Origin of the sequence: Klebsiella sp. C349492 (assembly GCF_042055345.1) — a bacterium.
GTDB classification, from domain to species: domain Bacteria; phylum Pseudomonadota; class Gammaproteobacteria; order Enterobacterales; family Enterobacteriaceae; genus Klebsiella; species Klebsiella scottii.
In genome coordinates this window covers 221,388-244,528 of record NZ_JANQCE010000008.1, presented here as the reverse complement: position 1 = coordinate 244,528, position 23,141 = coordinate 221,388, and the positions used below count along the sequence as shown (strand labels likewise).

22 protein-coding genes and 1 other annotated feature are annotated in these 23,141 nt (G+C 56.5%); of the genes, 16 read left to right on the top strand and 6 right to left on the bottom strand.

The features are described 5' to 3' along the window. The first annotated feature begins 133 nt into the window (after positions 1–133). Positions 134–2,071, top strand: a complete 1,938-nt coding sequence (gene sltY / locus NWP14_RS24720; protein ID WP_095103921.1) for a murein transglycosylase — start codon at positions 134–136, stop codon at positions 2,069–2,071. A 145-nt stretch (positions 2,072–2,216) separates the two neighbouring features. Further along, on the top strand, positions 2,217–2,549 hold the full coding sequence (trpR, locus tag NWP14_RS24715) for a trp operon repressor (protein ID WP_095103919.1): 333 nt from the start codon (positions 2,217–2,219) through the stop codon (positions 2,547–2,549). Here the strand turns inward: trpR and yjjX are convergent. Then, the gene (yjjX, locus tag NWP14_RS24710) at positions 2,536–3,051 is read right to left on the bottom strand and encodes an inosine/xanthosine triphosphatase (RefSeq protein WP_095103917.1); all 516 of its coding nucleotides are present in this window, start codon (positions 3,049–3,051) and stop codon (positions 2,536–2,538) included. The two genes, trpR and yjjX, sit on opposite strands and share 14 nt — an antisense overlap. A gap of 113 nt (positions 3,052–3,164) precedes the next feature. On the opposite strand from yjjX, the gene gpmB reads away from it, so the two are divergent. Then, positions 3,165–3,812, top strand: coding sequence for a 2,3-diphosphoglycerate-dependent phosphoglycerate mutase GpmB (gene gpmB, locus NWP14_RS24705; protein WP_095103915.1), 648 nt, complete (start codon positions 3,165–3,167; stop codon positions 3,810–3,812). Here gpmB and robA read toward each other — a convergent pair. Beyond that, entirely contained in the window at positions 3,809–4,678 is an 870-nt protein-coding gene (gene robA / locus NWP14_RS24700) for an MDR efflux pump AcrAB transcriptional activator RobA (protein WP_095103913.1), read from the bottom strand. The genes gpmB and robA overlap by 4 nt on opposite strands. 208 nt (positions 4,679–4,886) lie before the next feature. On the opposite strand from robA, the gene creA reads away from it, so the two are divergent. Further along, positions 4,887–5,360, top strand: a complete 474-nt coding sequence (creA, locus tag NWP14_RS24695; protein ID WP_095103911.1) for a protein CreA — start codon at positions 4,887–4,889, stop codon at positions 5,358–5,360. Positions 5,361–5,643: 283 nt separating this feature from the next. Here the strand turns inward: creA and arcA are convergent, their stop codons facing one another. Beyond that, the gene (gene arcA / locus NWP14_RS24690) at positions 5,644–6,360 is read right to left on the bottom strand and encodes a two-component system response regulator ArcA (protein WP_002887843.1); all 717 of its coding nucleotides are present in this window, start codon (positions 6,358–6,360) and stop codon (positions 5,644–5,646) included. Between the two features lie 95 nt (positions 6,361–6,455). On the opposite strand from arcA, the gene yjjY reads away from it, so the two are divergent. The 7 genes from yjjY (at position 6,456) to NWP14_RS24655 (ending at position 13,223) form a co-directional block, all read left to right on the top strand. Then, complete coding sequence (gene yjjY, locus NWP14_RS24685; RefSeq protein ID WP_049268126.1) at positions 6,456–6,596, top strand: protein YjjY; 141 nt, start codon at positions 6,456–6,458, stop codon at positions 6,594–6,596. A 397-nt stretch (positions 6,597–6,993) separates the two neighbouring features. Continuing rightward, a complete protein-coding gene (locus NWP14_RS24680) occupies positions 6,994–7,680 on the top strand; it encodes a tRNA/rRNA methyltransferase (protein ID WP_095103909.1) in 687 nt (228 codons plus the stop codon). A gap of 212 nt (positions 7,681–7,892) precedes the next feature. Beyond that, complete coding sequence (thrL, locus tag NWP14_RS24675) at positions 7,893–7,961, top strand: thr operon leader peptide (protein WP_071845000.1); 69 nt, start codon at positions 7,893–7,895, stop codon at positions 7,959–7,961. After that, positions 7,900–8,017 (top strand) — a sequence feature (Thr leader region). (Overlaps the previous gene by 62 nt.) Before the next feature lie 25 nt (positions 8,018–8,042). Beyond that, positions 8,043–10,505, top strand: a complete 2,463-nt coding sequence (thrA, locus tag NWP14_RS24670; RefSeq protein ID WP_095103907.1) for a bifunctional aspartate kinase/homoserine dehydrogenase I — start codon at positions 8,043–8,045, stop codon at positions 10,503–10,505. A 1-nt stretch (position 10,506) separates the two neighbouring features. Next, the gene (gene thrB, locus NWP14_RS24665; protein ID WP_041143968.1) at positions 10,507–11,436 is read left to right on the top strand and encodes a homoserine kinase; all 930 of its coding nucleotides are present in this window, start codon (positions 10,507–10,509) and stop codon (positions 11,434–11,436) included. A gap of 3 nt (positions 11,437–11,439) precedes the next feature. Continuing rightward, positions 11,440–12,726 carry a threonine synthase gene (gene thrC / locus NWP14_RS24660; RefSeq protein ID WP_375216139.1) on the top strand — a complete coding sequence of 429 codons (1,287 nt, stop codon included), beginning with the start codon at positions 11,440–11,442 and terminating at the stop codon, positions 12,724–12,726. Positions 12,727–12,929: 203 nt separating this feature from the next. Continuing rightward, on the top strand, positions 12,930–13,223 hold the full coding sequence (locus tag NWP14_RS24655; RefSeq protein WP_095103903.1) for a DUF2502 domain-containing protein: 294 nt from the start codon (positions 12,930–12,932) through the stop codon (positions 13,221–13,223). A 40-nt stretch (positions 13,224–13,263) separates the two neighbouring features. Here the strand turns inward: NWP14_RS24655 and yaaA are convergent, their stop codons facing one another. Together yaaA and NWP14_RS24645 are read right to left on the bottom strand one after the other, a co-directional pair. Then, entirely contained in the window at positions 13,264–14,037 is a 774-nt protein-coding gene (yaaA, locus tag NWP14_RS24650) for a peroxide stress protein YaaA (protein WP_095103901.1), read from the bottom strand. Between the two features lie 77 nt (positions 14,038–14,114). Further along, positions 14,115–15,545, bottom strand: a complete 1,431-nt coding sequence (locus tag NWP14_RS24645; protein WP_095103899.1) for a sodium:alanine symporter family protein — start codon at positions 15,543–15,545, stop codon at positions 14,115–14,117. Between the two features lie 202 nt (positions 15,546–15,747). On the opposite strand from NWP14_RS24645, the gene tal reads away from it, so the two are divergent. From tal to NWP14_RS24630, 3 genes are all read left to right on the top strand, one after another. Then, positions 15,748–16,701, top strand: coding sequence for a transaldolase (tal, locus tag NWP14_RS24640; RefSeq protein WP_095103897.1), 954 nt, complete (start codon positions 15,748–15,750; stop codon positions 16,699–16,701). A gap of 109 nt (positions 16,702–16,810) precedes the next feature. Continuing rightward, a complete protein-coding gene (gene mog / locus NWP14_RS24635; protein ID WP_095103895.1) occupies positions 16,811–17,398 on the top strand; it encodes a molybdopterin adenylyltransferase in 588 nt (195 codons plus the stop codon). 122 nt (positions 17,399–17,520) lie between these two features. Further along, complete coding sequence (locus NWP14_RS24630) at positions 17,521–18,831, top strand: MFS transporter (RefSeq protein WP_375216138.1); 1,311 nt, start codon at positions 17,521–17,523, stop codon at positions 18,829–18,831. Positions 18,832–18,875: 44 nt separating this feature from the next. Here the strand turns inward: NWP14_RS24630 and satP are convergent, their stop codons facing one another. Continuing rightward, positions 18,876–19,442, bottom strand: coding sequence for an acetate uptake transporter (gene satP, locus NWP14_RS24625; RefSeq protein WP_095103891.1), 567 nt, complete (start codon positions 19,440–19,442; stop codon positions 18,876–18,878). 535 nt (positions 19,443–19,977) lie between these two features. On the opposite strand from satP, the gene dnaK reads away from it, so the two are divergent. Together dnaK and dnaJ are read left to right on the top strand one after the other, a co-directional pair. Continuing rightward, a complete protein-coding gene (dnaK, locus tag NWP14_RS24620) occupies positions 19,978–21,894 on the top strand; it encodes a molecular chaperone DnaK (RefSeq protein ID WP_041143977.1) in 1,917 nt (638 codons plus the stop codon). An 87-nt stretch (positions 21,895–21,981) separates the two neighbouring features. Beyond that, positions 21,982–23,118: a molecular chaperone DnaJ gene (gene dnaJ, locus NWP14_RS24615; RefSeq protein ID WP_095103889.1), complete on the top strand. Its 1,137-nt coding sequence runs from the start codon at positions 21,982–21,984 to the stop codon at positions 23,116–23,118. Positions 23,119–23,141 lie beyond the last annotated feature (23 nt).

The window sequence follows — 23,141 nt, the reverse complement described above, 5'->3', positions numbered from 1 at the left end:
TTCACAGAAGAGTAAAAAAATGTTCAGGACGTGGCGCGTTTGGCGTTGTCTGGTTAGCATATCTAAAGCGATACCGGAATATTTTAAAAGCGGCACGATGCTGCTCTGATGGACTTAAATAGGGGAATAGCTTGTGGAAAAGGCCAAAACTACGGCGTGGCGCCTTCTGGCTGCCGGCGTAAGTCTGCTGACGCTTAGCCAGCTGGCGCATGCGGATTCACTGGATGAACAGCGCAGCCGCTATGCCCAAATTAAGCAGGCGTGGGACGGCCGGCAGATGTCGGTCGTCGATGAGCTGATGCCCACGCTGTCGACCTATCCGTTATACCCGTACCTCCAGTACCGGCAGATAACCGATGATCTGATGAACCAGCCGGCGCTGGTGGTGAAAAATTTTATTGAGGCTAACCCCACGCTTCCGCCCGCCCGCTCCCTGAAATCGCGCTTCGTCAATGAACTGGCCCGTCGCAGCGACTGGCAAGGGCTGCTGGCGTTTAGCCCCGACAAGCCGACCAGCACCGAAGCGCAGTGTAATTATTACTATGCGAAGCTGAGCGTGGGTCAGGCGCAGGAGGCCTGGGACGGCGCAAAAACGCTGTGGCTCACCGGTAAAAGTCAGCCCAACGCGTGCGATGCGCTGTTTAGCGCCTGGCGCGCTTCCGGCCAGCAGGACCCGCTGGCCTGGCTCGAACGCATCCGTCTGGCGATGAAGGCGGGCAACACCAGCCTGGTGCGATCGCTGGCGCAGCAGATGCCGCCTGAGTATCAGACCATCTCTTCCGCGATTGTGGCGCTGGCCAACGATCCGAATACCGTGATGAATTTTGCCCGCACCACCGGAGCCACCGATTTCACCCGTCAGATGGCGGCGGTGGCCTTTGAGAGCGTGGCGCGCCAGGACGTCGAAAACGCCCGGCTGATGATCCCGTCGTTGGTCCAGGCACAGCAGCTCAATGACGATCAAACCCAGGCGCTGCGGGATATCGTGGCCTGGCGCCTGATGGGCACCGACGTTACCGACGAGCAGGCGGTCTGGCGTGATGACGCAATTATGCGTTCTCAGTCCACGCCGCTGGTGGAGCGACGCGTGCGCATGGCGCTGGGAACCGGCGATCGCCATGGCCTGAACACCTGGCTGGCGCGCCTGCCGATGGAGGCCAAAGAGAAAGACGAGTGGCGCTACTGGCAGGCGGATTTGCTGCTGGAGCGCGGGCGTGATGATGAAGCGAAAGCCATCCTCCGTTCGCTGATGCAGCAGCGCGGTTTCTACCCGATGATTGCCGCCCAGCGGCTGGGCGAAGAGTTCACCTTCCGGATCGATAAGGCGCCCGCAACCCTCGATTCGGCGCTGACCTCGGGGCCGGAAATGGCCAGGGTACGCGAGCTGATGTACTGGAATATGGACAACACCGCGCGCAGCGAGTGGGCCAACCTGGTGACCAGCCGGACCAAAGATCAGCAGGCCCAGCTGGCGCGCTATGCCTTCAACCAGCACTGGTGGGATCTTAGCGTTCAGGCGACGATCGCCGGGAAGCTGTGGGATCAGCTGGAAGAGCGCTTCCCGTTGGCCTACAACGATCTTTTCTCCCGCTATATCAGCGGCAAGGATATTACGCAAAGCTACGCCATGGCGATTGCCCGTCAGGAGAGCGCCTGGAACCCGAAGGTCCGCTCGCCGGTTGGCGCCAGCGGCCTGATGCAGATTATGCCGGGCACCGCCACCCATACGGTTGGGATGTTTAATATTGCCGGCTACGGCGGCCCATCGCAGCTGCTGGATCCGGAAACCAATATCAATATTGGCACCAGCTATCTGCAGTACGTTTATCAGCAGTTCGGCAATAACCGTATTTACGCTTCCGCCGCCTATAACGCCGGGCCTGGACGGGTGCGCACCTGGCGGAGCAATAGCGCCGGGCGGATCGACGCGGTGGCGTTTATCGAGAGCATCCCGTTCTCGGAAACGCGCGGCTACGTGAAGAACGTGCTCTCCTATGACGCTTACTATCGCTACTTCATGGGAGAGAAAGCGGGAATGCTCAGCGATGCTGAGTGGCAGCAGCGTTACTAACGCGAGCGGTCTGCGGGCGACATAGCATTTTGCTATGCCGCCCGAAATCCATAGAGTATTGACCGGAGTATGCTATGCTTTGTACTCGTTAATGAGTACAAACGATCGGCGGCTCGGGCCGCCGGCCTTAACATGGCGGCGCAACATGACCCAACAATCCCCTTATTCAGCGGCGGTGGCCGAACAACGTCATCAGGAGTGGCTTCGCTTCGTGGCCTTACTTCAGCAGGCGTACGCCGACGATCTGCACCTGCCGCTGCTGCAGCTGATGCTGACGCCCGACGAGCGCGAAGCGCTGGGTACCCGCGTGCGGATTATTGAAGAGCTTTTGCGCGGGGAGATGAGCCAGCGCGAGCTGAAAAGCGAGCTCGGCGCCGGGATTGCCACCATCACCCGCGGCTCTAACAGCCTGAAATCTGCGCCCGCCGAGCTGCGACAGTGGCTGGAACAGGCGCTGCTGAACGTTAACGATAAATAGCGTTATGAAACGGACTAAGCGCCAGCACTACCGCCTGATGATAAACGCTGCTGCGCGTAAGCTTACCGGCGGTAAAGATGCCGATAGCCCCCTCCTTGCGGCCAATTTCATCGATGCCGGTATGCTGTGACATCACCGGCCCTAAGGCTGCGCCGGCGCGGACCTGTTCGAGGATCGCCGCCGGCAGCGGCAGAGTGGCCGATCGCGCTTCACCGCGCTGCAGGCTATTTTCGATGACGACCCAGCTAAACGTACTGCCGTCATCGATTCCAGCCTCGATGGCGACCCAGAAATCGGCATCCGGGCGCGCAGCCCGCGCATTCGTGACCCGATTTCGTGCGCCAGCGCGCGTTTCGTCGTTACCAAACGGCTGTTCCGGCACGCCGCTCTCGACGGAGACGGACTCAATGTGGCAGGATCCTTCGCCGAAGATCTCGTTAAAAGCCTGCAGAATTGCCTGAATTTTGGCGGGATTAGTGGTAGCTGAGACAACATGGTGCATAATCAAACAACTCAGAATAAATTAACGTCATCGCAGTATACTCCAAATCGTTTTCGCTGCAGGGCACCGGCCCGGTAGCCGAAATTGTGAAGAGCACAGAACGGATAAAAAGCATGTTACAGGTACACCTTGTTCGCCACGGTGAAACGCAGTGGAACGCCGAGCGACGTATTCAGGGCCAGTCCGACAGTCCGCTAACCGCCCACGGTGAGCGTCAGGCCTGGCAGGTTGGCGAACGCGCCAGAACGCTGGACATTACGCATATTATTGCCAGCGATTTAGGGCGTACGCGCCGAACGGCAGAAATTATCGCGGAAGCCTGCGGCTGTAGCGTCATCCTTGATTCGCGCCTGCGCGAGCTGGATATGGGGGTTCTTGAGAAACGCCATATCGATTCGCTGAGCGCGGAGGAGGAGGACTGGCGTCGTCAGCTGGTTAACGGCACCCCGGACGGGCGTATTCCGCAAGGCGAGTCGATGGAGGAGCTTAGCCAGCGTATGCACGCGGCCCTGGCATCCTGCCTGGAGCTGCCTGAAGGGAGCCGTCCGCTGCTGGTGAGTCACGGCATGGCGTTGGGCTGTCTGGTCAGCACGATTCTTGGCCTGCCTGCGCACGCCGAGCGGCGGCTGCGCCTGCGTAACTGTTCAATTTCGCGCGTTGATTATCAGCAAAGCCCGTGGCTGGCTTCAGGCTGGGTGGTTGAAACCGCGGGGGATATTTCGCATCTTGATGCCCCCGCGATGGATGAGCTGCAGCGCTAGCGGCGGATTGGGATCAGGTACTCGCAGCGTAGCTGAATCGGCGTATCCTGATCCCGGCTTTCATCCTCAGGGAAGAAGCGTTCGATATCCAGGCCCTTGCGGCGGGTGAGGTTCAGCATCGGCATGCAGGTGCCGTAAACCGTCAGGATAAACTCCTGCAGCCCGGTCCCTAATCCTTCATAGGTGAACATCACATATTCACCGCCTTCCAGGGCGATTGGATGCGAATTATGCAGGTGACCGTTGGCCATCTCCGGCGTCACGGCGGTGGTATAGAAGACCTCCTGCTCGTCATCTTTCTCAAGACTTGGACGCGGTTCATGCAGGCCGTAGAGCGTGGGCGGAATCGACGGCGAGTTGCCGAGGAAGTCTCGCCAGAACTGCACGCGCATCTGGTTACGGAAGTCAGAGATCTCCTCCAGCTTACAGGTATAGCTCTGGGTCACGCCAATCAGCGGCGTATTGCTCAGGGTGATAAACTCATGCTGCGGCATGGTGAATTCGCCCAGACGCAGCGGAGGACGCATACCGTAAGCGCTCCAGTCAGGGGAGCGGCGGTAGAGCGCAGGCGTCACAGAGAACTGTTTTTTAAACGCTCGGGTAAACGTCTGCTGGGAGTCGAAGCGGTACTGTAGCGCGATGTCGAGGATCGGACGCGCGGTCAGGCGCAGCGCCACCGCCGATTTTGATAAACGGCGCGCGCGGATATAGGCACCTATAGCATGGCCGGTCACGTCTTTGAACATTCTTTGCAAATGCCACTTGGAATAACCGGCCTTCGCAGCCACATTGTCCAATGACAGCGGCTGATCCAGGTGACCTTCCAGCCAGCTAAGGAGATCGCGAATAATCCCTGCTTGATCCATAAAATGTCCTCATCCTTAAACTTAGGTGCCTGCTACTAAGGTAGCGGATAATAGCATTTTTTGATGTTTTAGCATTCAGTGTTTTTTTTGCCTTTAAATGCGATGTGTCAGCGAACACTCCTGCTATTTTTGTAAAGCTGTGATCTATAAACCTTTTCCATTGAGCCAATAATCATCGCTCGGGGAAAATCTAAAAAATGGTAACAATATGAAATACAAGAAGTTAATGATCGGACTGCTTTTACTGGCCGGCTGCCAGGCGGCTCAGGCGGAACAGATTGGCTCGGTGGATACCGTCTTCAAATTCTTTGGCCCGGACCATAAGATCGTCGTTGAAGCCTTCGACGATCCGGACGTGCAGAACGTCACCTGCTATATCAGCCGGGCGAAAACCGGCGGCATTAAGGGCGGTCTGGGGCTTGCTGAAGACACCTCTGACGCGGCGATCTCCTGCCAGCAGGTCGGGCCGATTGAACTGACCGATAAAATCAAAAACGGCAAGTCTCAGGGCGAAGTCGTGTTCCAGAAACGCACCTCGCTGGTGTTTAAAAAACTGCAGGTTGTCCGTTTTTACGATAGCAAGCGCAATGCCCTGATCTACATGAGCTATTCGGATAAGGTCGTCGACGGATCGCCGAAGAATGCGCTCAGCGCCGTGCCGATCATGCCGTGGAATAAATAGCAGGGAAGGCGCTGGCTACATGGCGCCGTTAGCACTCGCGATGAATCAACACGCTGCTGCGCTAGCCTGGACGCGTATTTCGCTGATGGAAGATGCAGCATTGCTGCTGGCGTGAAGTGCGTTGATGCTCCTGGCCCGCCGCCTTGACCGGTAGGCGCGATCGTCTCAGAAGCCGAAAAAAGCGGAGCAACCGGACGGTGAGAGTGACGATAATCTCAGGATCTGGAAATAAAAAAACGGCGCCTTGAGCGCCGTTTTACGTTATTGCTGCGGGAATACTTAATTATTCCTGCAGATCGCCACAGAAGCGGTAACCTTCACCGTGAATGGTAGCGATGATTTCCGGCGTATCCGGAGTAGATTCAAAGTGCTTACGAATGCGACGGATGGTCACGTCTACGGTACGGTCGTGCGGCTTAAGCTCACGGCCGGTCATTTTCTTCAGCAGTTCAGCACGTGACTGGATTTTGCCCGGGTTTTCGCAGAAGTGCAGCATTGCGCGGAATTCACTGCGCGGCAGCTTGTACTGCTCACCGTTCGGGCTAACCAGAGAACGGCTGTTGATATCCAGTTCCCAGCCGTTGAACTTGTAGCTTTCTACGCTGCGACGTTCTTCGCTTACGGTACCCAGATTCATGGTACGGGAGAGCAGGTTGCGCGCGCGAATAGTCAGTTCACGTGGGTTGAATGGCTTGGTGATATAGTCATCTGCGCCAATTTCGAGGCCCAAAATCTTATCAACTTCATTATCGCGGCCGGTAAGGAACATCAGCGCGACGTCCGCCTGTTCGCGCAGTTCACGCGCCAGCAGGAGACCATTTTTACCCGGCAGGTTAATATCCATGATTACCAGGTTGATATCATTTTCAGACAGGATCTGATGCATTTCCGCGCCATCGGTCGCTTCGAACACATCATAACCTTCTGCTTCGAAAATACTTTTTAACGTGTTGCGTGTTACCAACTCGTCTTCAACGATAAGAATGTGCGGGGTCTGCATGTTTGCTACCTAAATTGCCAACTAAATCGAAACAGGAAGTACCAAAGTCCCTGACCTGCCTGGTACATGTCGCAAATTAACATGTCCGGCGTAACATGACTAAAGTACGTAATTGCGTTCTTGATGCACTTTCCATCAACGTCAACAACATCATTAGCTTGGTCGTGGGTACTTTCCCTCTGGACCCGACGGTGTCAAAAACGGCTGTCATCCTAACCATTTTAACAGCAATATAACAGGCTAAGAGAGGCTGAACACCCAATAAAACTACGCTTCGTTGACATATATCAAGTTCAATTGTAGCACGTTAACAGTCTTGTGAAATCATCGTATTGAAATGCTATTTATAGTTACAAATCTTACACAGCTCAAATGGTTGCGTGGAGAAACTGATAAATATGCTGAATCCAATGCCTGAAACGGTATCCGACGCGAAATATCATTGGCAAACATATGGATAAAAGCGTTCTGTTAACATACCTCGTGTCGCGGTTGGTTGGAAATAGTTTAGTTTTTTTTATGGGTGATCGAACGCAATTTTAGTGATATTTGTTGCAAATTTGTAAATTTTCGCCGCGTAAAATGAAGGGTAGCTTTCATTTTCGCCCCCTGAGAGAGTAGAAGAGAAGCACAATGCGCGTATCTATTGTATTAGTATCCCCGGCTCGGGCAGAGAACGTTGGCGCGGCCGCGCGAGCGATGAAAACGATGGGTTTTAGCGATATGCGGATCGTTGAAAGCGATGCCCATTTGCAGCCTGCGGCGCGCTGGGTCGCCCATGGTTCAGGAGATATTCTCGATAATATAAGCACTTATTCAACGCTGGAGCAGGCGCTGCACGATGTCGATTTTACGGTCGCCACCACGGCCCGCAGCCGGGCGCGCTTCCATTACTACGCCACTCCGCAGCAGCTCCTGCCGCTGATGGAGGAAAAGGCGCAGTGGATGAACCACGCGGCGCTGGTGTTTGGCCGGGAAGATTCCGGCTTGACCAACGAGGAGCTGGCCCTTGCCGACGTTTTGACCGGCGTGCCGATGGTCGCCGACTACCCGTCGCTCAATCTCGGCCAGTCGGTGATGGTCTACTGCTATCAGCTGACCTCCCTGGTTCAGCAGGCGTCCGCCGTTTGCGCGAGCGTCGATGAAAACCAGCTGCAGGCGCTGCGATTGCGGACCCTGGATCTGTTGACCCGACTTGGCGTTGCAGAAGACGTAAAACTCACCGATTGGCTACAGCAGCGGATTGGACTTTTGCAGCAGCGTGATACGGCGATGCTCCATCGTTTGCTGCACGATATTGAAAAAAACCTTCCGGAGTAAAGTTCTGTCATAAGTTTTAGGTATGGTTTTTTCTGCTGATTGAAGGCGCGAGACTGTGCGAACAGGGATGAATGACCGGTGCATTTTGGCGCATTGTCCAGGTGCGTCAAAACCGGCGAAAAGCAGAAATTCATTGACTTAAGCCGGCAGATACTTTAACCAATATAGGCACAGGACACAGACAGATAAAAATTACAGAGTACACAACATCCATGAAACGCATCGGCATGATTACAACGATTATCACCACCACTATTACCACAGGTAACGGTGCGGGCTGACGCGTACAGGAAACACAGAAAAAAGCCCGCACCTGAACAGTGCGGGCTTTTTTTTCGACAAAAAATCTAGGGGTAACAACCATGCGCGTGTTGAAGTTCGGCGGTACATCAGTGGCAAATGCAGAACGTTTTCTGCGTGTTGCCGATATTCTGGAGAGCAATGCCAGGCAGGGGCAGGTAGCGACCGTACTGTCTGCCCCGGCGAAAATTACCAACCATCTGGTCGCGATGATTGAAAAAACCATCGGCGGTCAGGACGCGCTCACCAATATCGCTGATGCTGAACGCATTTTTGCCGAACTGCTGCAGGGTCTCGCCGATGCTCAGCCGGGTTTTGCGCTGGCGCAGCTGAAAACCTTCGTCGAGCAGGAGTTTGCCCAGATAAAGCACGTGCTGCACGGCATCAGCCTGCTTGGCCAGTGCCCGGATAGCGTCAACGCTGCGCTGATTTGCCGCGGAGAAAAGCTCTCCATCGCGATTATGGCCGGCCTTCTCGAAGCGCGTGGTCATAAGGTCAGCGTGATTAATCCCGTCGAAAAACTGCTGGCCGTGGGTCATTATCTGGAATCCACCGTCGATATCGCCGAATCTACCCGCCGCATTACCGCCAGCCAGATTCCTGCAGACCATATGGTGCTGATGGCCGGTTTTACTGCCGGTAACGAAAAGGGCGAGCTGGTGGTTCTCGGCCGTAACGGCTCCGACTATTCTGCCGCCGTACTCGCCGCCTGCCTGCGCGCCGACTGTTGTGAAATCTGGACCGACGTCGACGGCGTTTACACCTGCGATCCGCGCCAGGTACCGGATGCTCGCCTGCTGAAGTCGATGTCTTATCAGGAAGCGATGGAGCTCTCCTACTTCGGCGCCAAGGTTCTGCACCCGCGCACCATTGCGCCTATCGCTCAGTTCCAGATCCCCTGCCTGATTAAAAATACCGGCAATCCGCAGGCGCCGGGTACGCTTATCGGCGCCAGCCTTGATGAAGACGGCCTGCCGGTTAAGGGGATCTCTAACCTTAATAATATGGCGATGTTCAACGTCTCCGGTCCGGGGATGAAGGGGATGGTCGGCATGGCCGCCCGCGTCTTCGCCACCATGTCACGCGCCGGCATTTCTGTGGTCCTGATCACCCAGTCTTCTTCCGAGTACAGCATCAGCTTCTGCGTGCCGCAAAGCGACTGCGCCCGGGCAAAACGGGTGATGGAGGAGGAGTTTTATCTGGAGCTGAAAGAGGGGCAGCTGGAGCCGCTGTCGATCATGGATCGCCTGGCTATCATTTCCGTTGTCGGCGACGGTATGCGCACCCTGCGCGGTATTTCAGCCAAGTTCTTCGCGGCGCTGGCTCGCGCCAATATCAATATCGTGGCGATTGCCCAGGGCTCTTCCGAACGCTCCATTTCCGTGGTGGTCAGCAATGACGATGCCACCACCGGGGTTCGCGTAACCCACCAGATGCTGTTCAACACCGACCAGGTCATCGAGGTGTTCGTTATCGGCGTTGGCGGCGTTGGCGGCGCGCTGATCGAGCAAATCAAGCGTCAGCAGGGCTGGCTGAAGAACAAGCATATCGACCTGCGGGTGTGCGGCGTCGCAAATTCCCAGGCTCTGCTGACCAACGTGCACGGTCTGAATCTGGAAAACTGGCGCGCTGAGCTGGCCGAAGCGAAAGAGTCGCTTAACCTGGGCCGCCTGATCCGCCTGGTGAAAGAGTATCATCTGCTGAACCCGGTGATCGTTGACTGTACCTCCAGCCAGGCGGTCGCCGATCAGTATGCCGATTTCCTGCGCGAAGGTTTCCACGTGGTGACGCCGAATAAAAAGGCGAACACCTCGTCGCTGGATTACTATCACCAGCTGCGCCACGCGGCGAGCAGCTCAAGACGTAAATTCCTCTACGACACCAACGTCGGCGCCGGCCTGCCGGTTATCGAGAACCTGCAGAACCTGCTCAATGCCGGCGACGAACTGCTGCACTTCTCCGGCATCCTCTCCGGTTCGCTGTCGTTTATCTTCGGCAAGCTGGACGAGGGGATGACGCTCTCTGCGGCGACGACGCTGGCGCGGGATATGGGCTATACCGAACCGGATCCGCGCGACGATCTCTCCGGCGTCGACGTTGCCCGCAAGCTGCTGATCCTGGCCCGTGAGACCGGACGTGAGCTGGAGCTGTCGGACATTATCGTTGAGTCGGCTCTGCCTGAAGGGTTTGATGCCAGCGGCGACGTTGAGAGCTTTATGGCGCGTCTGCCAACGCTGGATAACGAATTTGCTTCCCGGGTGGCGAAAGCGCGCGATGAAGGTAAAGTCTTGCGTTACGTCGGCAATATCGAAGAGGATGGAACCTGCCGCGTGAAAATCGCCGCGGTTGACGGGAACGATCCGCTGTTTAAAGTGAAAAACGGTGAGAACGCGCTGGCTTTTTACAGCCACTATTATCAGCCGCTGCCGCTGGTGCTGCGCGGCTATGGCGCGGGTAACGATGTGACGGCTGCCGGCGTATTTGCCGACCTGCTGCGTACCCTGTCATGGAAGTTAGGAGTTTAAGATGGTCAAAGTATATGCCCCGGCTTCCAGTGCCAATATGAGCGTCGGGTTTGATGTCCTGGGCGCGGCGGTCACGCCGGTTGACGGTACGCTGCTGGGGGACAACGTCTCGGTTGAGGCGGCCGCAAGCTTCAGCCTGCAAAACGTGGGTCGCTTTGCCAGCAAGCTGCCGGCGGCGGCGCAGGAGAATATCGTTTATCAATGCTGGGAGCGTTTTTGCGAAGAGATTGGCAGAAAGGTTCCGGTGGCGATGGTGCTGGAAAAAAATATGCCGATTGGCTCCGGCCTCGGCTCCAGCGCCTGTTCAGTAGTAGCGGCGCTGGTGGCGATGAATGAATTCTGCGGCAAGCCGCTGAACGAAACCCGGATGCTGGCGCTGATGGGCGAGATGGAAGGGCGCATCTCCGGCAGTATCCACTACGACAACGTCGCCCCGTGCTATCTGGGCGGCATGCAGCTGATGATCGAAGAGAACGACATCATCAGCCAGCAGGTGCCCGGCTTTGACGAATGGCTGTGGGTGCTGGCGTACCCTGGAATTAAAGTTTCGACGGCGGAAGCGCGCGCCATCCTGCCGGCCCAGTATCGGCGGCAGGATTGTATTGCGCACGGCCGCCATCTGGCGGGCTTTATTCACGCCTGCTATACCCGCCAGCCGCAGCTGGCAGCGAAATTGATGAAAGATGTGATTGCCGAACCCTATCGCACCAAACTGCTGCCGGGCTTCAGCGAAGCGCGGCAGGCGGCGATGGAGATTGGCGCGCAGGCCTGTGGGATCTCCGGCTCTGGCCCGACGCTGTTTGCGCTGTGCGATAAGCCGGAAACCGCGCAGCGCGTCGCCGACTGGCTGGGGACGCATTATCTGCAGAATCACGAAGGCTTTGTTCATATTTGCCGGCTGGACACGGCGGGCGCACGAGTAGTGGGATAACCAATGAAACTCTATAACTTAAAAGATCATAACGAACAGGTCAGCTTTGCGCAGGCCGTCACGCAGGGGCTTGGCAAGCATCAGGGGCTGTTCTTCCCGCACGACCTGCCGGAATTTAGCCTGACGGAAATCGATGAGATGCTGGCGCTGGATTTTGTCACCCGCAGCGCTAAGATCCTGTCGGCATTTATTGCCGATGAGATCCCGCAGGCGGTCCTGCAGGGGCGTATCGGCGCGGCCTTCACCTTTCCGGCGCCGGTCAGCAAGGTGCAGGATGACATCGGCTGCCTTGAGCTGTTCCACGGCCCGACGCTGGCGTTTAAAGACTTCGGCGGCCGTTTCATGGCCCAGATGCTGACCCATATCGCAGGCGACAAACCGGTGACTATCCTGACGGCGACCTCCGGCGATACCGGCGCGGCGGTAGCCCACGCGTTCTACGGTCTGCCAAACGTGAAGGTGGTGATTCTCTATCCGCGCGGCAAGATTAGCCCGCTGCAGGAGAAGCTGTTCTGCACCCTGGGCGGCAACATTGAAACCGTGGCCATCGACGGCGACTTTGACGCCTGCCAGGCGCTGGTTAAACAGGCCTTTGACGACGAAGAGCTGAAAGCTGCGCTGGGCCTGAACTCCGCCAACTCGATTAACATCAGCCGTCTTCTGGCGCAGATTTGCTACTACTTCGAAGCGGTCGCGCAGCTGCCTCAGGAAGCGCGTAATCAGCTGGTGATTTCGGTCCCCAGCGGCAACTTCGGCGACCTGACCGCCGGCCTGCTGGCGAAGTCTTTGGGCCTGCCGGTTAAACGCTTTATCGCGGCCACCAACGCCAACGACACCGTTCCTCGCTTCCTGCAGGATGGCAACTGGGCGCCGAAGGTCACTCAGGCGACGCTGTCCAACGCTATGGACGTCAGCCAGCCTAACAACTGGCCGCGCGTCGAAGAGCTGTTCCGCCGCAAAACCTGGCGCCTGAACGAGCTGGGCTATGCGACCGTGGACGACGAGACGACCAAAGAGGCGATGCGTGAGCTGAAAGCCATCGGCTACACCTCGGAGCCGCATGCGGCAATCGCCTGGCGCGCGCTGCGCGACCAGCTGCAGCCGGGCGAATATGGCCTGTTCCTCGGTACCGCGCATCCGGCGAAGTTTAAGGAGAGCGTCGAAGAGATCCTGCAGGAGACGCTGCCACTGCCGAAAGAGCTGGCCGATCGCGCCGACCTGCCGCTGCTGTCGCATAACCTGCCTGCGGACTATGCGGCGCTGCGCGAGCTGATGATGGCGAAAGCGTAACGGCGGCTACAGACGTTGTTTATTTCTCAAACCGGGCCAGGGCGCCCGGTTTTTTTATGGCCAAAAAAGGAGAAATTATGCATGAATTATCAATAAATGCCGGGGGCTGAAGAATAGGATTGCGGAGAATAACAAGCGCCGTTGCGCAGGGTTAACCTTTGGCTATCGACCCATCACGGGCACTGTTAACAAAGGGGAAACCTATGTCAAAGCTGAAATCTGTGATCCTTGCGCTTTCGATGCTGCTGGTGGCTCCTGCGGCCGTCCACGCCGCTGAAATTACGCTGATTCCGGCCGTAAAACTGCAGATCGGCGATCGCGATAACTCCGGCAACTATTGGGACGGTGGCCACTGGCGCGATCGTGAGTGGTGGGGACGCCATTACGACTGGCGCGACGATCGCTGGCATCCGCATGACGATCGCCGTTATCACCAGCGCGAACGCGATCGCGACGATCGCGACCACGGTCCGGATCGCGACTGGCACCACCGCTAAGCGACGTTCCCGGCCGGCAGGCTGGCGGCCGGGAAGCGGGTTAGCGCTCGTGACGTTTAAAGACCATCTCGCCTTTATCGGAAGCGTCGGCGTCAAAGAAGTACCCGTCGCTGTCGAAACGCGCGAGCTGCTCCGGCTGGGTTAAGCGGTTCTCAATGATATAGCGGCTCATCAAGCCGCGCGCTTTCTTGGCGTAGAAGCTGATCACCTTAAACTGGCCGTTTTTCTCATCGAGGAACACCGGCTTAATAATCTGACCCTGCAGCCGTTTTGTTTTGACCGACCGGAAGTATTCGTCGGAGGCAAGGTTAATCACTACATCGTCACCCTGCGCCTTCAGCGCCTGATTCAGCGTATCGGTAATCGTCTCCCCCCAGAACTGATAGAGATCCTTGCCTTTGGCGTTTTCCAGCTTAATTCCCATCTCCAGACGATAGGGCTGCATCAGATCCAGCGGGCGCAGCACGCCGTACAGGCCGGAGAGCATGCGCAAATGCTGCTGAGCGAAATCGAAATCCGCCTCGCCGAAGGTTTCCGCCTGCAGCCCGGTGTAGACGTCACCCTTAAAGGCCAGAATTGCCTGGCGGGCATTTTTCGGCGTGAACTCGGGATGCCAGTCGTGAAAACGGGTTGCGTTCAGATCCGCCAGCTTATCGCTGATGCCCATCAGCTTGCCTATCTGCGGCGCCGAAAGCTGGCGCGCCACGCCGATAAGCTGTTGAGAATACTCCAGCAGCTCAGGCTGGGTGTAGCGCGTCGTCGCCAGCGGGCTTTGATAATCGAGCGTTTTAGCAGGTGAAATCAGAATCAGCATATCCAGTCCTTGCAGGAGATTTTCCGCGATTTTAGCAAAAAAAGACCGCGGAGGGATCGATGGCTGCGATTGCTGCGCTATTCGCGCGGCGGTCCGTCCCAGGTTCCCGGCGCCAGCTGCTGACGAATTTCCGGGTAGCGTGCGGCATCGAACGTGGGCTGCACTCCCAGCCGCCGCTGGTGGAGATAGTCGCTGGCAAGGATCCGCACAGTGGGCGACAGCAGGAGGATTGCCGTCAGGTTGGTAATGGCCATCAGCGCCATAATAATATCCGCCAGTCGCCAGACGACGGGGAGGCTCATCATCGTTCCCGTTAAGACCATCAGGATGGTGATAGTCCGCAGCGCCCAGATGCAGGTTGGGCTATTAAAACGCAGAAAAATAAGGTTATTTTCAGCGTAAATGTAGTTTGCCACGATGGAGCTAAAGGCAAAAAGCAGCACGATGACGGCGACAAAGCTGGCGCCCCAGCCGCCGACGAGCCCGTTCATCGCATACTGAATGGCCTGGATACCGTTAGCGGCGTCCTCTCCGCCTCCGCGCGGCGCCAGCATGATAATCACCGCGCTGGCGGTGCAGATAACCACGGTATCGATAAAAACGCCAAGCATCTGGACTATCCCCTGAGCCGCCGGGTGAGGAGGCCAGGAGGCGGCGGCTGCGGCGGCGTTAGGCGTTGAGCCCATTCCCGCTTCGTTAGAGAACATCCCGCGCTGAAAACCGCTGGTCAATGCCTGGCTGATGGTATAACCCACCGCGCCGGCGGCGGCTTCCTGCCAGCCGAATGCGCAGCGGAAAATGGTATTAAAAATTGCCGGCAGGGCGGTGATGTGCCACAGGCCGATTAGCAGGCTGGCAGCGACCCACAGCACGGCCATCAGCGGGACGAACCATTGCAGGATCTTTGCCACGTTGCGCAAGCCGCGAACGATAACCAGCAGGGTGATCACGGCCAGCACGCCGCCGGTGATAACGCCGGGCAGATCGAACGCATAGGCCATCGCATGCGCCACCGAGTTGGCCTGAACGGTGTTAAAAATGACGCCATAGGCGAGCAGCAGCAGGATTGAAAACAGCACGCCCATCCAGCGCATCCCTAAGCCTCGGGTCATATACCACGCCGGGCCGCCGCGAAATTGCCCCTGCGCATCGCGTTCTTTGTAGAGCTGGGCAAGGGAGCATTCGGCGAAGCTGCTGGCCATACCGAGCAGCGCAGAGACCCACATCCAGAATATGGCGCCCGGCCCGCCGGCGGTGATAGCCAGCGCCACGCCGGCCAGGTTACCGCTACCGATGCGGGCGGCCAGGCTGGTGCACAGGGCCTGAAAAGAGGTTAAGCCGTCGGGCTGGGGCAGAAGGCTTTTGCGCAAACTTTTTCCAAACTGGCGAACATAACGGAACTGAATACATTTCGTCCGCCAGGTAAACCATACGCCGGCGCCCAGTAACAGATAGATCATTACCGAGCCCCAGAGTATTTCATTGATAAATGAGAAAAAGTCAGGCATTAAGCATCCTCTTGTCCATGTTGGTAAGCTCGTGTAAGCGTTACCATTTTAGTGACAATCCTTTAACATTCAGAGAATTAATTCGCTCAGTTTATCACACTCTGCGCTCTTGCATGGTCCGCAGTTGCGCTGACCATGCAGCGTGTTATCATCTTGGCAGACCGGTTACATCCCCTTAACTGCTGTTTAAGAGAACACTATCATGACGGATAAATTGACTTCTCTGCGTCAGTACACCACTGTCGTAGCTGATACCGGAGATATTGCGGCAATGAAGCTGTATCAGCCTCAGGATGCCACGACTAACCCTTCTTTGATTCTTGGCGCGGCTCAGATCCCTGAGTACCGTAAGCTGATTGATGACGCTATCGTCTGGGCCCGCGCTCAGAGCAGCGATCGCGCGCAGCAGATTATCGACGCTTCCGATAAGCTGGCGGTGAATATTGGTCTCGAAATCCTTAAGCTGATTCCTGGCCGTATTTCTACTGAAGTTGATGCCCGTCTCTCCTATGACACCACGGCATCCATCGCTAAAGCTAAACGCATCATCAAGCTGTACAACGATGCGGGCATCGGCAACGATCGCATTCTGATCAAACTGGCTTCTACCTGGCAGGGCATCTGCGCCGCCGAGCAGCTGGAAAAAGAAGGCATCAACTGTAACCTGACCCTGCTGTTCTCCTTCGCTCAGGCTCGCGCTTGTGCGGAAGCGGGCGTATTCCTGATCTCTCCGTTCGTAGGCCGTATTCTCGACTGGTACAAAGCGAACACTGATAAGAAAGAGTATGCGCCGGCGGAAGATCCGGGCGTGGTTTCCGTTAGCGAAATCTACGAGTACTACAAGCAGCACGGTTATGAAACCGTGGTGATGGGCGCAAGCTTCCGTAACGTCGGTGAAATCCTCGAGCTGGCCGGCTGCGACCGTCTGACCATTGCTCCGACGCTGCTGAAAGAGCTGGCGGAAAGCGAAGGCGCTATCGAACGTAAGCTGACCTTCAGCGGCGAAGTTAAAGCCCGCCCGGAACGCATCACCGAATCTCAGTTCCTGTGGCAGCATAACCAGGACCCGATGGCGGTAGACAAACTGGCGGAAGGTATCCGTAAGTTTGCTATCGACCAGGAAAAACTGGAAAAAATGATCGGCGACCTGCTGTAATCATTGCGCGTGGCCGGGCTCCCGGTCACGCTACTTCTTTTGAACCCTGTCTGTATTTCCCTCCAGCGTGTATCATTCCGTCTAATTGCACTATTTGAACGGAATAACGATGAATACCTTACGAATCGGCTTAGTTTCCATCTCCGATCGCGCCTCCAGCGGCGTTTATCAGGATAAAGGCATCCCGGCACTTGAAGAGTGGCTGGCGCGTGCGCTGACGACCCCTTTTGAGCTCCAGACCCGCTTGATCCCCGATGAACAGGTGATTATCGAGCAAACGCTGTGCGAGCTGGTTGACGAAATGGGGTGCCATCTGGTGTTAACTACCGGCGGTACCGGCCCCGCGCGACGAGACGTGACGCCGGATGCGACGCTGGCGATTGCCGATCGCGTTATGCCGGGCTTTGGCGAGCAGATGCGTCAGGTGAGCCTGCACTTCGTCCCGACGGCTATTCTTTCCCGCCAGGTTGGCGTGATCCGCAAACAGGCGCTGATCCTCAATCTGCCCGGCCAGCCGAAGGCTATTCAGGAAACCCTTGAAGGGGTCAAAGATGCCGATGGCCAGGTGCTGGTGCACGGCGTCTTTGCAAGTGTACCGTATTGTATACAGCTGCTTGAAGGGCCTTATGTTGAGACTGCGCCGGAAGTGGTAGCGGCTTTTCGCCCAAAAAGCGCGAGGCGCGAAAGTTTATCCTGAATTTGATGCTTTCCTGACATAACCTGCAATGTTGGTGGTGTGCCGTTTTATTTACGATATAGTGTTTTTTACTTTACACACTGCGTGATAACACCTACATACCTCTGGATGAATAGCTCGTTATGTCACAACATACCCGATCTCTGAATCGACAAGACTATAAAACTCTGACGCTGGCTGCCCTTGGCGGGGCGCTGGAGTTTTACGACTTCATTATCTTCGTCTTCTTTGCCGCCGTCGTCGGCGAGCTGTTCTTCCCGGCGGATATTCCGGAATGGCTGCGCCAGGTGCAGACCTTCGGCATTTTCGCCGCCGGCTATCTGGCGCGCCCGCTCGGCGGCATTATCATGGCCCACTTTGGCGATCTGGTCGGGCGCAAGAAAATGTTTACCTTGAGCATTTTGCTGATGGCGCTGCCGACGCTGGCGATCGGCCTGCTGCCGACCTATGAATCGATGGGGATCGTCGCACCGCTGCTGCTGCTGCTGATGCGCGTGCTGCAGGGCGCGGCGATTGGTGGTGAAGTTCCCGGCGCCTGGGTCTTTGTTGCGGAGCACGTGCCGGAGAAAAAAATCGGTATCGCCTGCGGCACGCTGACGGCGGGCTTAACGGTGGGGATCCTGCTGGGATCGGTGGTGGCGACGCTGATTAATACCAGCCTGTCGCCGCAGGGCATCCATGACGGCGGCTGGCGTATTCCTTTCCTGCTGGGCGGCGTGTTCGGCCTGGTGGCGATGTATTTGCGCCGCTGGCTGCAGGAAACGCCAATATTCCTTGAGATGCAGCAGCGTAAAGCATTAGCCCAGGAGCTGCCGGTTAAAGCCGTGGTGCTGAAGCATCAGAAGGCCGTGGTGATCTCAATGCTGCTGACCTGGCTATTATCTGCAGGCGTGGTGGTGGTCATTTTGATGTCGCCGGTATGGCTGCAAAAGCATTACGGCTTTGCTCCGGCGGTGACTCTGCAGGCGAACAGCATTGCGACGATTATGCTGTGTGTCGGCTGCCTGCTGGCAGGCCTGGCGGCAGATCGCTTTGGCGCCAGCCGGACTTTTATTGTCGGCAGCCTTCTGCTGGCGGTGTCCAGCTGGGCGTTCTATCACCTTTCCGGCACCTCGCCTGAACAGCTTTTCCTGCTGTACGGCACCGTAGGGCTGTGCGTTGGCGTGGTCGGGGCGGTGCCTTATGTGATGGTCCGCGCCTTTCCGGCGGAGGTGCGTTTTACCGGAATTTCATTCTCGTACAACGTGTCCTACGCTATTTTCGGCGGCCTGACGCCGATTGCCGTCACTATGCTGATGGGCGTATCGCCGATGGCTCCGGCGTGGTACGTGCTGGCGCTTTCGCTGATGGGGCTGGGGCTGGGAATTTGGCTGCGTCAGGGGCTGGGGGAGTATACCGCCGCCGCGAGGGGCGAACTGCAGCGCCTGCCATAGCGTGGCTGCTGAATACCCTCGCCGTCAGGCGAGGGTATTGTCTATCAATGAGGCGCGCCGATCGGCAGAATGGTGCGACCAAACTGCTCGTTGAGCACTTCACCCATCGCCAGATAAATGGCGCTGCCGCCGCAGACTAAGCCAATCCAGCCCGCGATTTTAACGATGCCTTCGTTGTCGGCCAGGTGACCAATTGCCAGCAGGGCAAACAGTACGGTCAGGCTGAGGAAAACGAACTGCAGCATCCGTGCGGCTTTCAGGGTACCGAAGAACATAAACAGCGTGAAAACTCCCCACAGTCCGAGATACATGCCCAGGAAGTGCGCATTTGGCGCCTCCGCCAGGCCCATTTTCGGCATGAGAAGAATGGCGACCAACGTCAGCCAGAAGGCGCCGTAGGACGTAAAAGCGGTTAAACCAAAGGTGTTACCTTTTTTGAATTCCAGCAGGCCTGCGAAAATTTGCGCAATGCCGCCGTAAAAAATGCCCATCGCCAGGATAGCTACATCAAACGCGAACAGGCCGCTATTCGCCAGGTTAAGCAGAACAGTGGTCATGCCGAAGCCCATAAGGCCCAGCGGTGCCGGATTAGCCAACTTAGTGTTGCCCATAATTCCTCAGAATAATGATTAGAAAGGGAAGCATTACCCCGCCACGCAGCGGTGGGGCGCGGCATAATAATGAGGAGTCGGCAGGCTGTCTATGATCTGGCGAGGTATTTTTCACCAATTTTACACTCTGGCCGAACGATGCCGGGCATTTGCCTGAAGCCGGCCGGGGGATGATGGTCGTAAGGCTATGATCCGTGTGGCTTCAGGCCCCTCAAAGTCGGGGCGAACCCTCTGCAGCAAGCGTATGGCTTTAATCATCATTCATTTAAGGGGCCATCGCGGATGAACGATATGAAGCGCGCTTTTTCGCGCCATATCGGGGAAACCTCCTCGTCGCTGCCCGGCTTCGTGGGGCGATGAAGATAAAAATTTTTTTGCCTCCCCCCTTGATGAAGCGGTGGACGACCCCATCTTGTAGTCAACCGCAGTGAATGAACCTGAAAAAAAAAGATGTTGGGCAGTTGAAACCGCACGTTTCGCCCTTATTACAGGTTCACAACCACATGTTGATCGAATTTTTAGTGGAGACGTTTAGATGGGTAAAATTATTGGTATCGACCTGGGTACTACCAACTCTTGTGTAGCGATTATGGACGGCACTACTGCTCGCGTGCTGGAAAACGCCGAAGGCGATCGCACCACGCCTTCTATCATTGCTTATACCCAGGATGGTGAAACTCTGGTTGGTCAGCCGGCTAAACGTCAGGCAGTGACAAACCCGCAAAACACCCTGTTTGCGATTAAACGCCTGATTGGTCGCCGCTTCCAGGATGAAGAAGTTCAGCGTGACGTTTCTATCATGCCGTACAAAATTGTTGCCGCAGACAATGGCGACGCATGGCTTGATGTGAAAGGTACCCGCACCGCACCGCCGCAGATTTCTGCTGAAGTGCTGAAAAAAATGAAGAAAACTGCTGAAGATTACCTGGGTGAGCCGGTAACTGAAGCCGTTATCACCGTACCTGCATACTTCAACGATGCTCAGCGTCAGGCTACGAAAGACGCCGGTCGTATCGCGGGTCTGGAAGTTAAGCGTATCATCAACGAACCAACCGCCGCTGCGCTGGCCTACGGTCTGGATAAAGAAGTCGGCAACCGTACTATCGCGGTTTACGACCTGGGTGGCGGTACCTTCGATATCTCTATTATCGAAATCGACGAAGTTGACGGCGAGAAAACCTTTGAAGTTCTGGCAACCAACGGTGATACCCACCTGGGCGGCGAAGACTTTGATAGCCGTATGATCAACTACCTCGTTGACGAGTTTAAGAAAGATCAGGGCATTGACCTGCGTAACGACCCTCTGGCAATGCAGCGCCTGAAAGAAGCGGCAGAAAAAGCGAAAATCGAGCTTTCTTCCGCTCAGCAGACCGACGTGAATCTGCCGTACATCACCGCAGATGCGACCGGTCCGAAACACATGAACATTAAAGTGACCCGTGCGAAACTGGAAAGCCTGGTGGAAGACCTGGTTAACCGTTCTATCGAGCCGCTGAAAGTTGCGCTGCAGGATGCTGGCCTGTCCGTATCCGACGTCCAGGACGTTATCCTGGTCGGTGGTCAGACTCGTATGCCGATGGTGCAGAAGAAAGTTGCCGAGTTCTTTGGTAAAGAGCCGCGTAAAGACGTTAACCCGGATGAAGCTGTTGCTATCGGCGCAGCGGTACAGGGCGGCGTACTGACTGGCGAAGTTAAAGACGTTCTGCTGCTGGACGTTACCCCGCTGTCGCTGGGTATCGAAACTATGGGCGGCGTGATGACTGCGCTGATCAACAAGAACACCACTATCCCGACCAAGCACAGCCAGGTGTTCTCGACTGCGGAAGATAATCAGTCTGCGGTAACTATCCACGTGATTCAGGGCGAGCGTAAACGCGCTTCCGATAACAAATCACTGGGTCAGTTCAACCTCGACGGCATCAACCCGGCGCCGCGCGGTATGCCGCAGATCGAAGTGACCTTCGATATCGATGCCGATGGTATCCTGCACGTCTCCGCGAAAGATAAGAACAGCGGTAAAGAGCAGAAAATTACCATTAAAGCGTCTTCCGGCCTGAACGAAGAAGAAATCGCCAAAATGGTCCGTGAAGCAGAAGCGAACGCGGAATCTGACCGTAAGTTCGAAGAGCTGGTTCAGACCCGCAACCAGGGCGACCATCTGCTGCACAGCACGCGTAAGCAGGTTGAAGAAGCGGGCGACAAGCTGCCGGCTGACGACAAAACCGCTATCGAGTCTGCGCTGACCGCGCTGGAAACTTCCCTGAAAGGTGAAGACAAAGCCGATATCGAAGCGAAAATGCAGGCGCTGGCTCAGGCTTCTCAGAAGCTGATGGAAATTGCCCAGCAGCAGCATGCTCAGCAGCAGGCTGGCGGCGCTGAAGCTTCCGAAAGCAATGCGAAAGACGATGATGTCGTTGACGCTGAGTTTGAAGAAGTGAAAGACAAAAAATAATCGCCCTTTGAACGGGTAAAACACTGGCACGGGCGAAGAGGTTTCCTCTCCGCCCGTGCACGCATGTTAAGGGGCTGAAAAACACCAATGGCAAAGCAAGATTATTACGAGATTTTAGGCGTTTCCAAAACAGCGGAAGAGCGTGAAATCAAAAAGGCGTACAAGCGCCTGGCCATGAAATATCACCCGGACCGCAACCAGGGTGATAAAGAGGCCGAAGCTAAATTTAAAGAAATCAAAGAAGCCTACGAAATCCTGACGGATGACCAGAAGCGTGCGGCCTACGATCAGTACGGCCACGCCGCGTTTGAGCAGGGCGGCATGGGCGGCGGCGGCGGTGGTTTCGGCGGTGGCGCGGATTTCAGCGATATCTTTGGCGATGTTTTCGGCGACATCTTCGGCGGTGGCCGCGGTCGTCAGCGCGCGTCGCGCGGGGCTGACCTGCGCTACAACATGGATCTGACGCTGGAAGAAGCGGTTCGCGGCGTAACGAAAGAGATCCGTATCCCGACGCTGGAAGAGTGCGACGTTTGCCACGGCAGCGGCGCTAAATCGGGCAGCAAGCCGCAGACCTGTCCGACCTGTCACGGTGCCGGCCAGGTGCAGATGCGCCAGGGCTTCTTCGCCGTTCAGCAGACCTGTCCGCACTGTCAGGGCCGCGGAACGCTGATTAAAGACCCGTGCAATAAATGTCACGGTCACGGTCGCGTAGAGAAAACCAAAACGCTGTCGGTTAAAATCCCGGCAGGCGTAGATACCGGCGATCGCATTCGTCTGTCTGGCGAAGGTGAAGCCGGCGAGCACGGTGCTCCAGCCGGCGATCTGTACGTTCAGGTCCAGGTGAAGCAGCACGCCATCTTTGAGCGTGAAGGTAACAACCTGTACTGCGAAGTGCCGATTAACTTCACCATGGCGGCGCTGGGCGGCGAGATCGAAGTCCCGACGCTGGACGGCCGCGTGAACCTGAAGGTGCCTGGCGAAACGCAGACCGGCAAGCTGTTCCGCATGCGCGGTAAAGGCGTGAAGTCCGTACGCGGCGGCGCGCAGGGCGATCTGCTGTGCCGTGTGGTTGTTGAAACGCCGGTTGGCCTCAACGACAGGCAGCGGCAGCTGTTGAAAGAACTTCAGGAAAGCTTCGGCGGCCCGACGGGTGAGAACAACAGCCCGCGCTCCAAAAGCTTCTTTGACGGCGTGAAGAAATTCTTCGATGATTTGACGCGCTAATCATCGTGCCGTGTAAAAAGCCA

What these genes read in the sequence shown, in the direction of transcription:
- trpR (WP_095103919.1), top strand. Translation starts at nt 2,217, where the DNA reads ATGACCCAACAATCCCCTTATTCAGCGGCGGTGGCCGAACAACGTCAT.
- yjjX (WP_095103917.1), bottom strand. Translation starts at nt 3,051, where the DNA reads ATGCACCATGTTGTCTCAGCTACCACTAATCCCGCCAAAATTCAGGCA.
- gpmB (WP_095103915.1), top strand. Translation starts at nt 3,165, where the DNA reads ATGTTACAGGTACACCTTGTTCGCCACGGTGAAACGCAGTGGAACGCC.
- robA (WP_095103913.1), bottom strand. Translation starts at nt 4,678, where the DNA reads ATGGATCAAGCAGGGATTATTCGCGATCTCCTTAGCTGGCTGGAAGGT.
- creA (WP_095103911.1), top strand. Translation starts at nt 4,887, where the DNA reads ATGAAATACAAGAAGTTAATGATCGGACTGCTTTTACTGGCCGGCTGC.
- arcA (WP_002887843.1), bottom strand. Translation starts at nt 6,360, where the DNA reads ATGCAGACCCCGCACATTCTTATCGTTGAAGACGAGTTGGTAACACGC.
- yjjY (WP_049268126.1), top strand. Translation starts at nt 6,456, where the DNA reads ATGACTAAAGTACGTAATTGCGTTCTTGATGCACTTTCCATCAACGTC.
- NWP14_RS24680 (WP_095103909.1), top strand. Translation starts at nt 6,994, where the DNA reads ATGCGCGTATCTATTGTATTAGTATCCCCGGCTCGGGCAGAGAACGTT.
- thrA (WP_095103907.1), top strand. Translation starts at nt 8,043, where the DNA reads ATGCGCGTGTTGAAGTTCGGCGGTACATCAGTGGCAAATGCAGAACGT.
- thrB (WP_041143968.1), top strand. Translation starts at nt 10,507, where the DNA reads ATGGTCAAAGTATATGCCCCGGCTTCCAGTGCCAATATGAGCGTCGGG.
- thrC (WP_375216139.1), top strand. Translation starts at nt 11,440, where the DNA reads ATGAAACTCTATAACTTAAAAGATCATAACGAACAGGTCAGCTTTGCG.
- NWP14_RS24655 (WP_095103903.1), top strand. Translation starts at nt 12,930, where the DNA reads ATGTCAAAGCTGAAATCTGTGATCCTTGCGCTTTCGATGCTGCTGGTG.
- yaaA (WP_095103901.1), bottom strand. Translation starts at nt 14,037, where the DNA reads ATGCTGATTCTGATTTCACCTGCTAAAACGCTCGATTATCAAAGCCCG.
- NWP14_RS24645 (WP_095103899.1), bottom strand. Translation starts at nt 15,545, where the DNA reads ATGCCTGACTTTTTCTCATTTATCAATGAAATACTCTGGGGCTCGGTA.
- tal (WP_095103897.1), top strand. Translation starts at nt 15,748, where the DNA reads ATGACGGATAAATTGACTTCTCTGCGTCAGTACACCACTGTCGTAGCT.
- mog (WP_095103895.1), top strand. Translation starts at nt 16,811, where the DNA reads ATGAATACCTTACGAATCGGCTTAGTTTCCATCTCCGATCGCGCCTCC.
- NWP14_RS24630 (WP_375216138.1), top strand. Translation starts at nt 17,521, where the DNA reads ATGTCACAACATACCCGATCTCTGAATCGACAAGACTATAAAACTCTG.
- satP (WP_095103891.1), bottom strand. Translation starts at nt 19,442, where the DNA reads ATGGGCAACACTAAGTTGGCTAATCCGGCACCGCTGGGCCTTATGGGC.
- dnaK (WP_041143977.1), top strand. Translation starts at nt 19,978, where the DNA reads ATGGGTAAAATTATTGGTATCGACCTGGGTACTACCAACTCTTGTGTA.
- dnaJ (WP_095103889.1), top strand. Translation starts at nt 21,982, where the DNA reads ATGGCAAAGCAAGATTATTACGAGATTTTAGGCGTTTCCAAAACAGCG.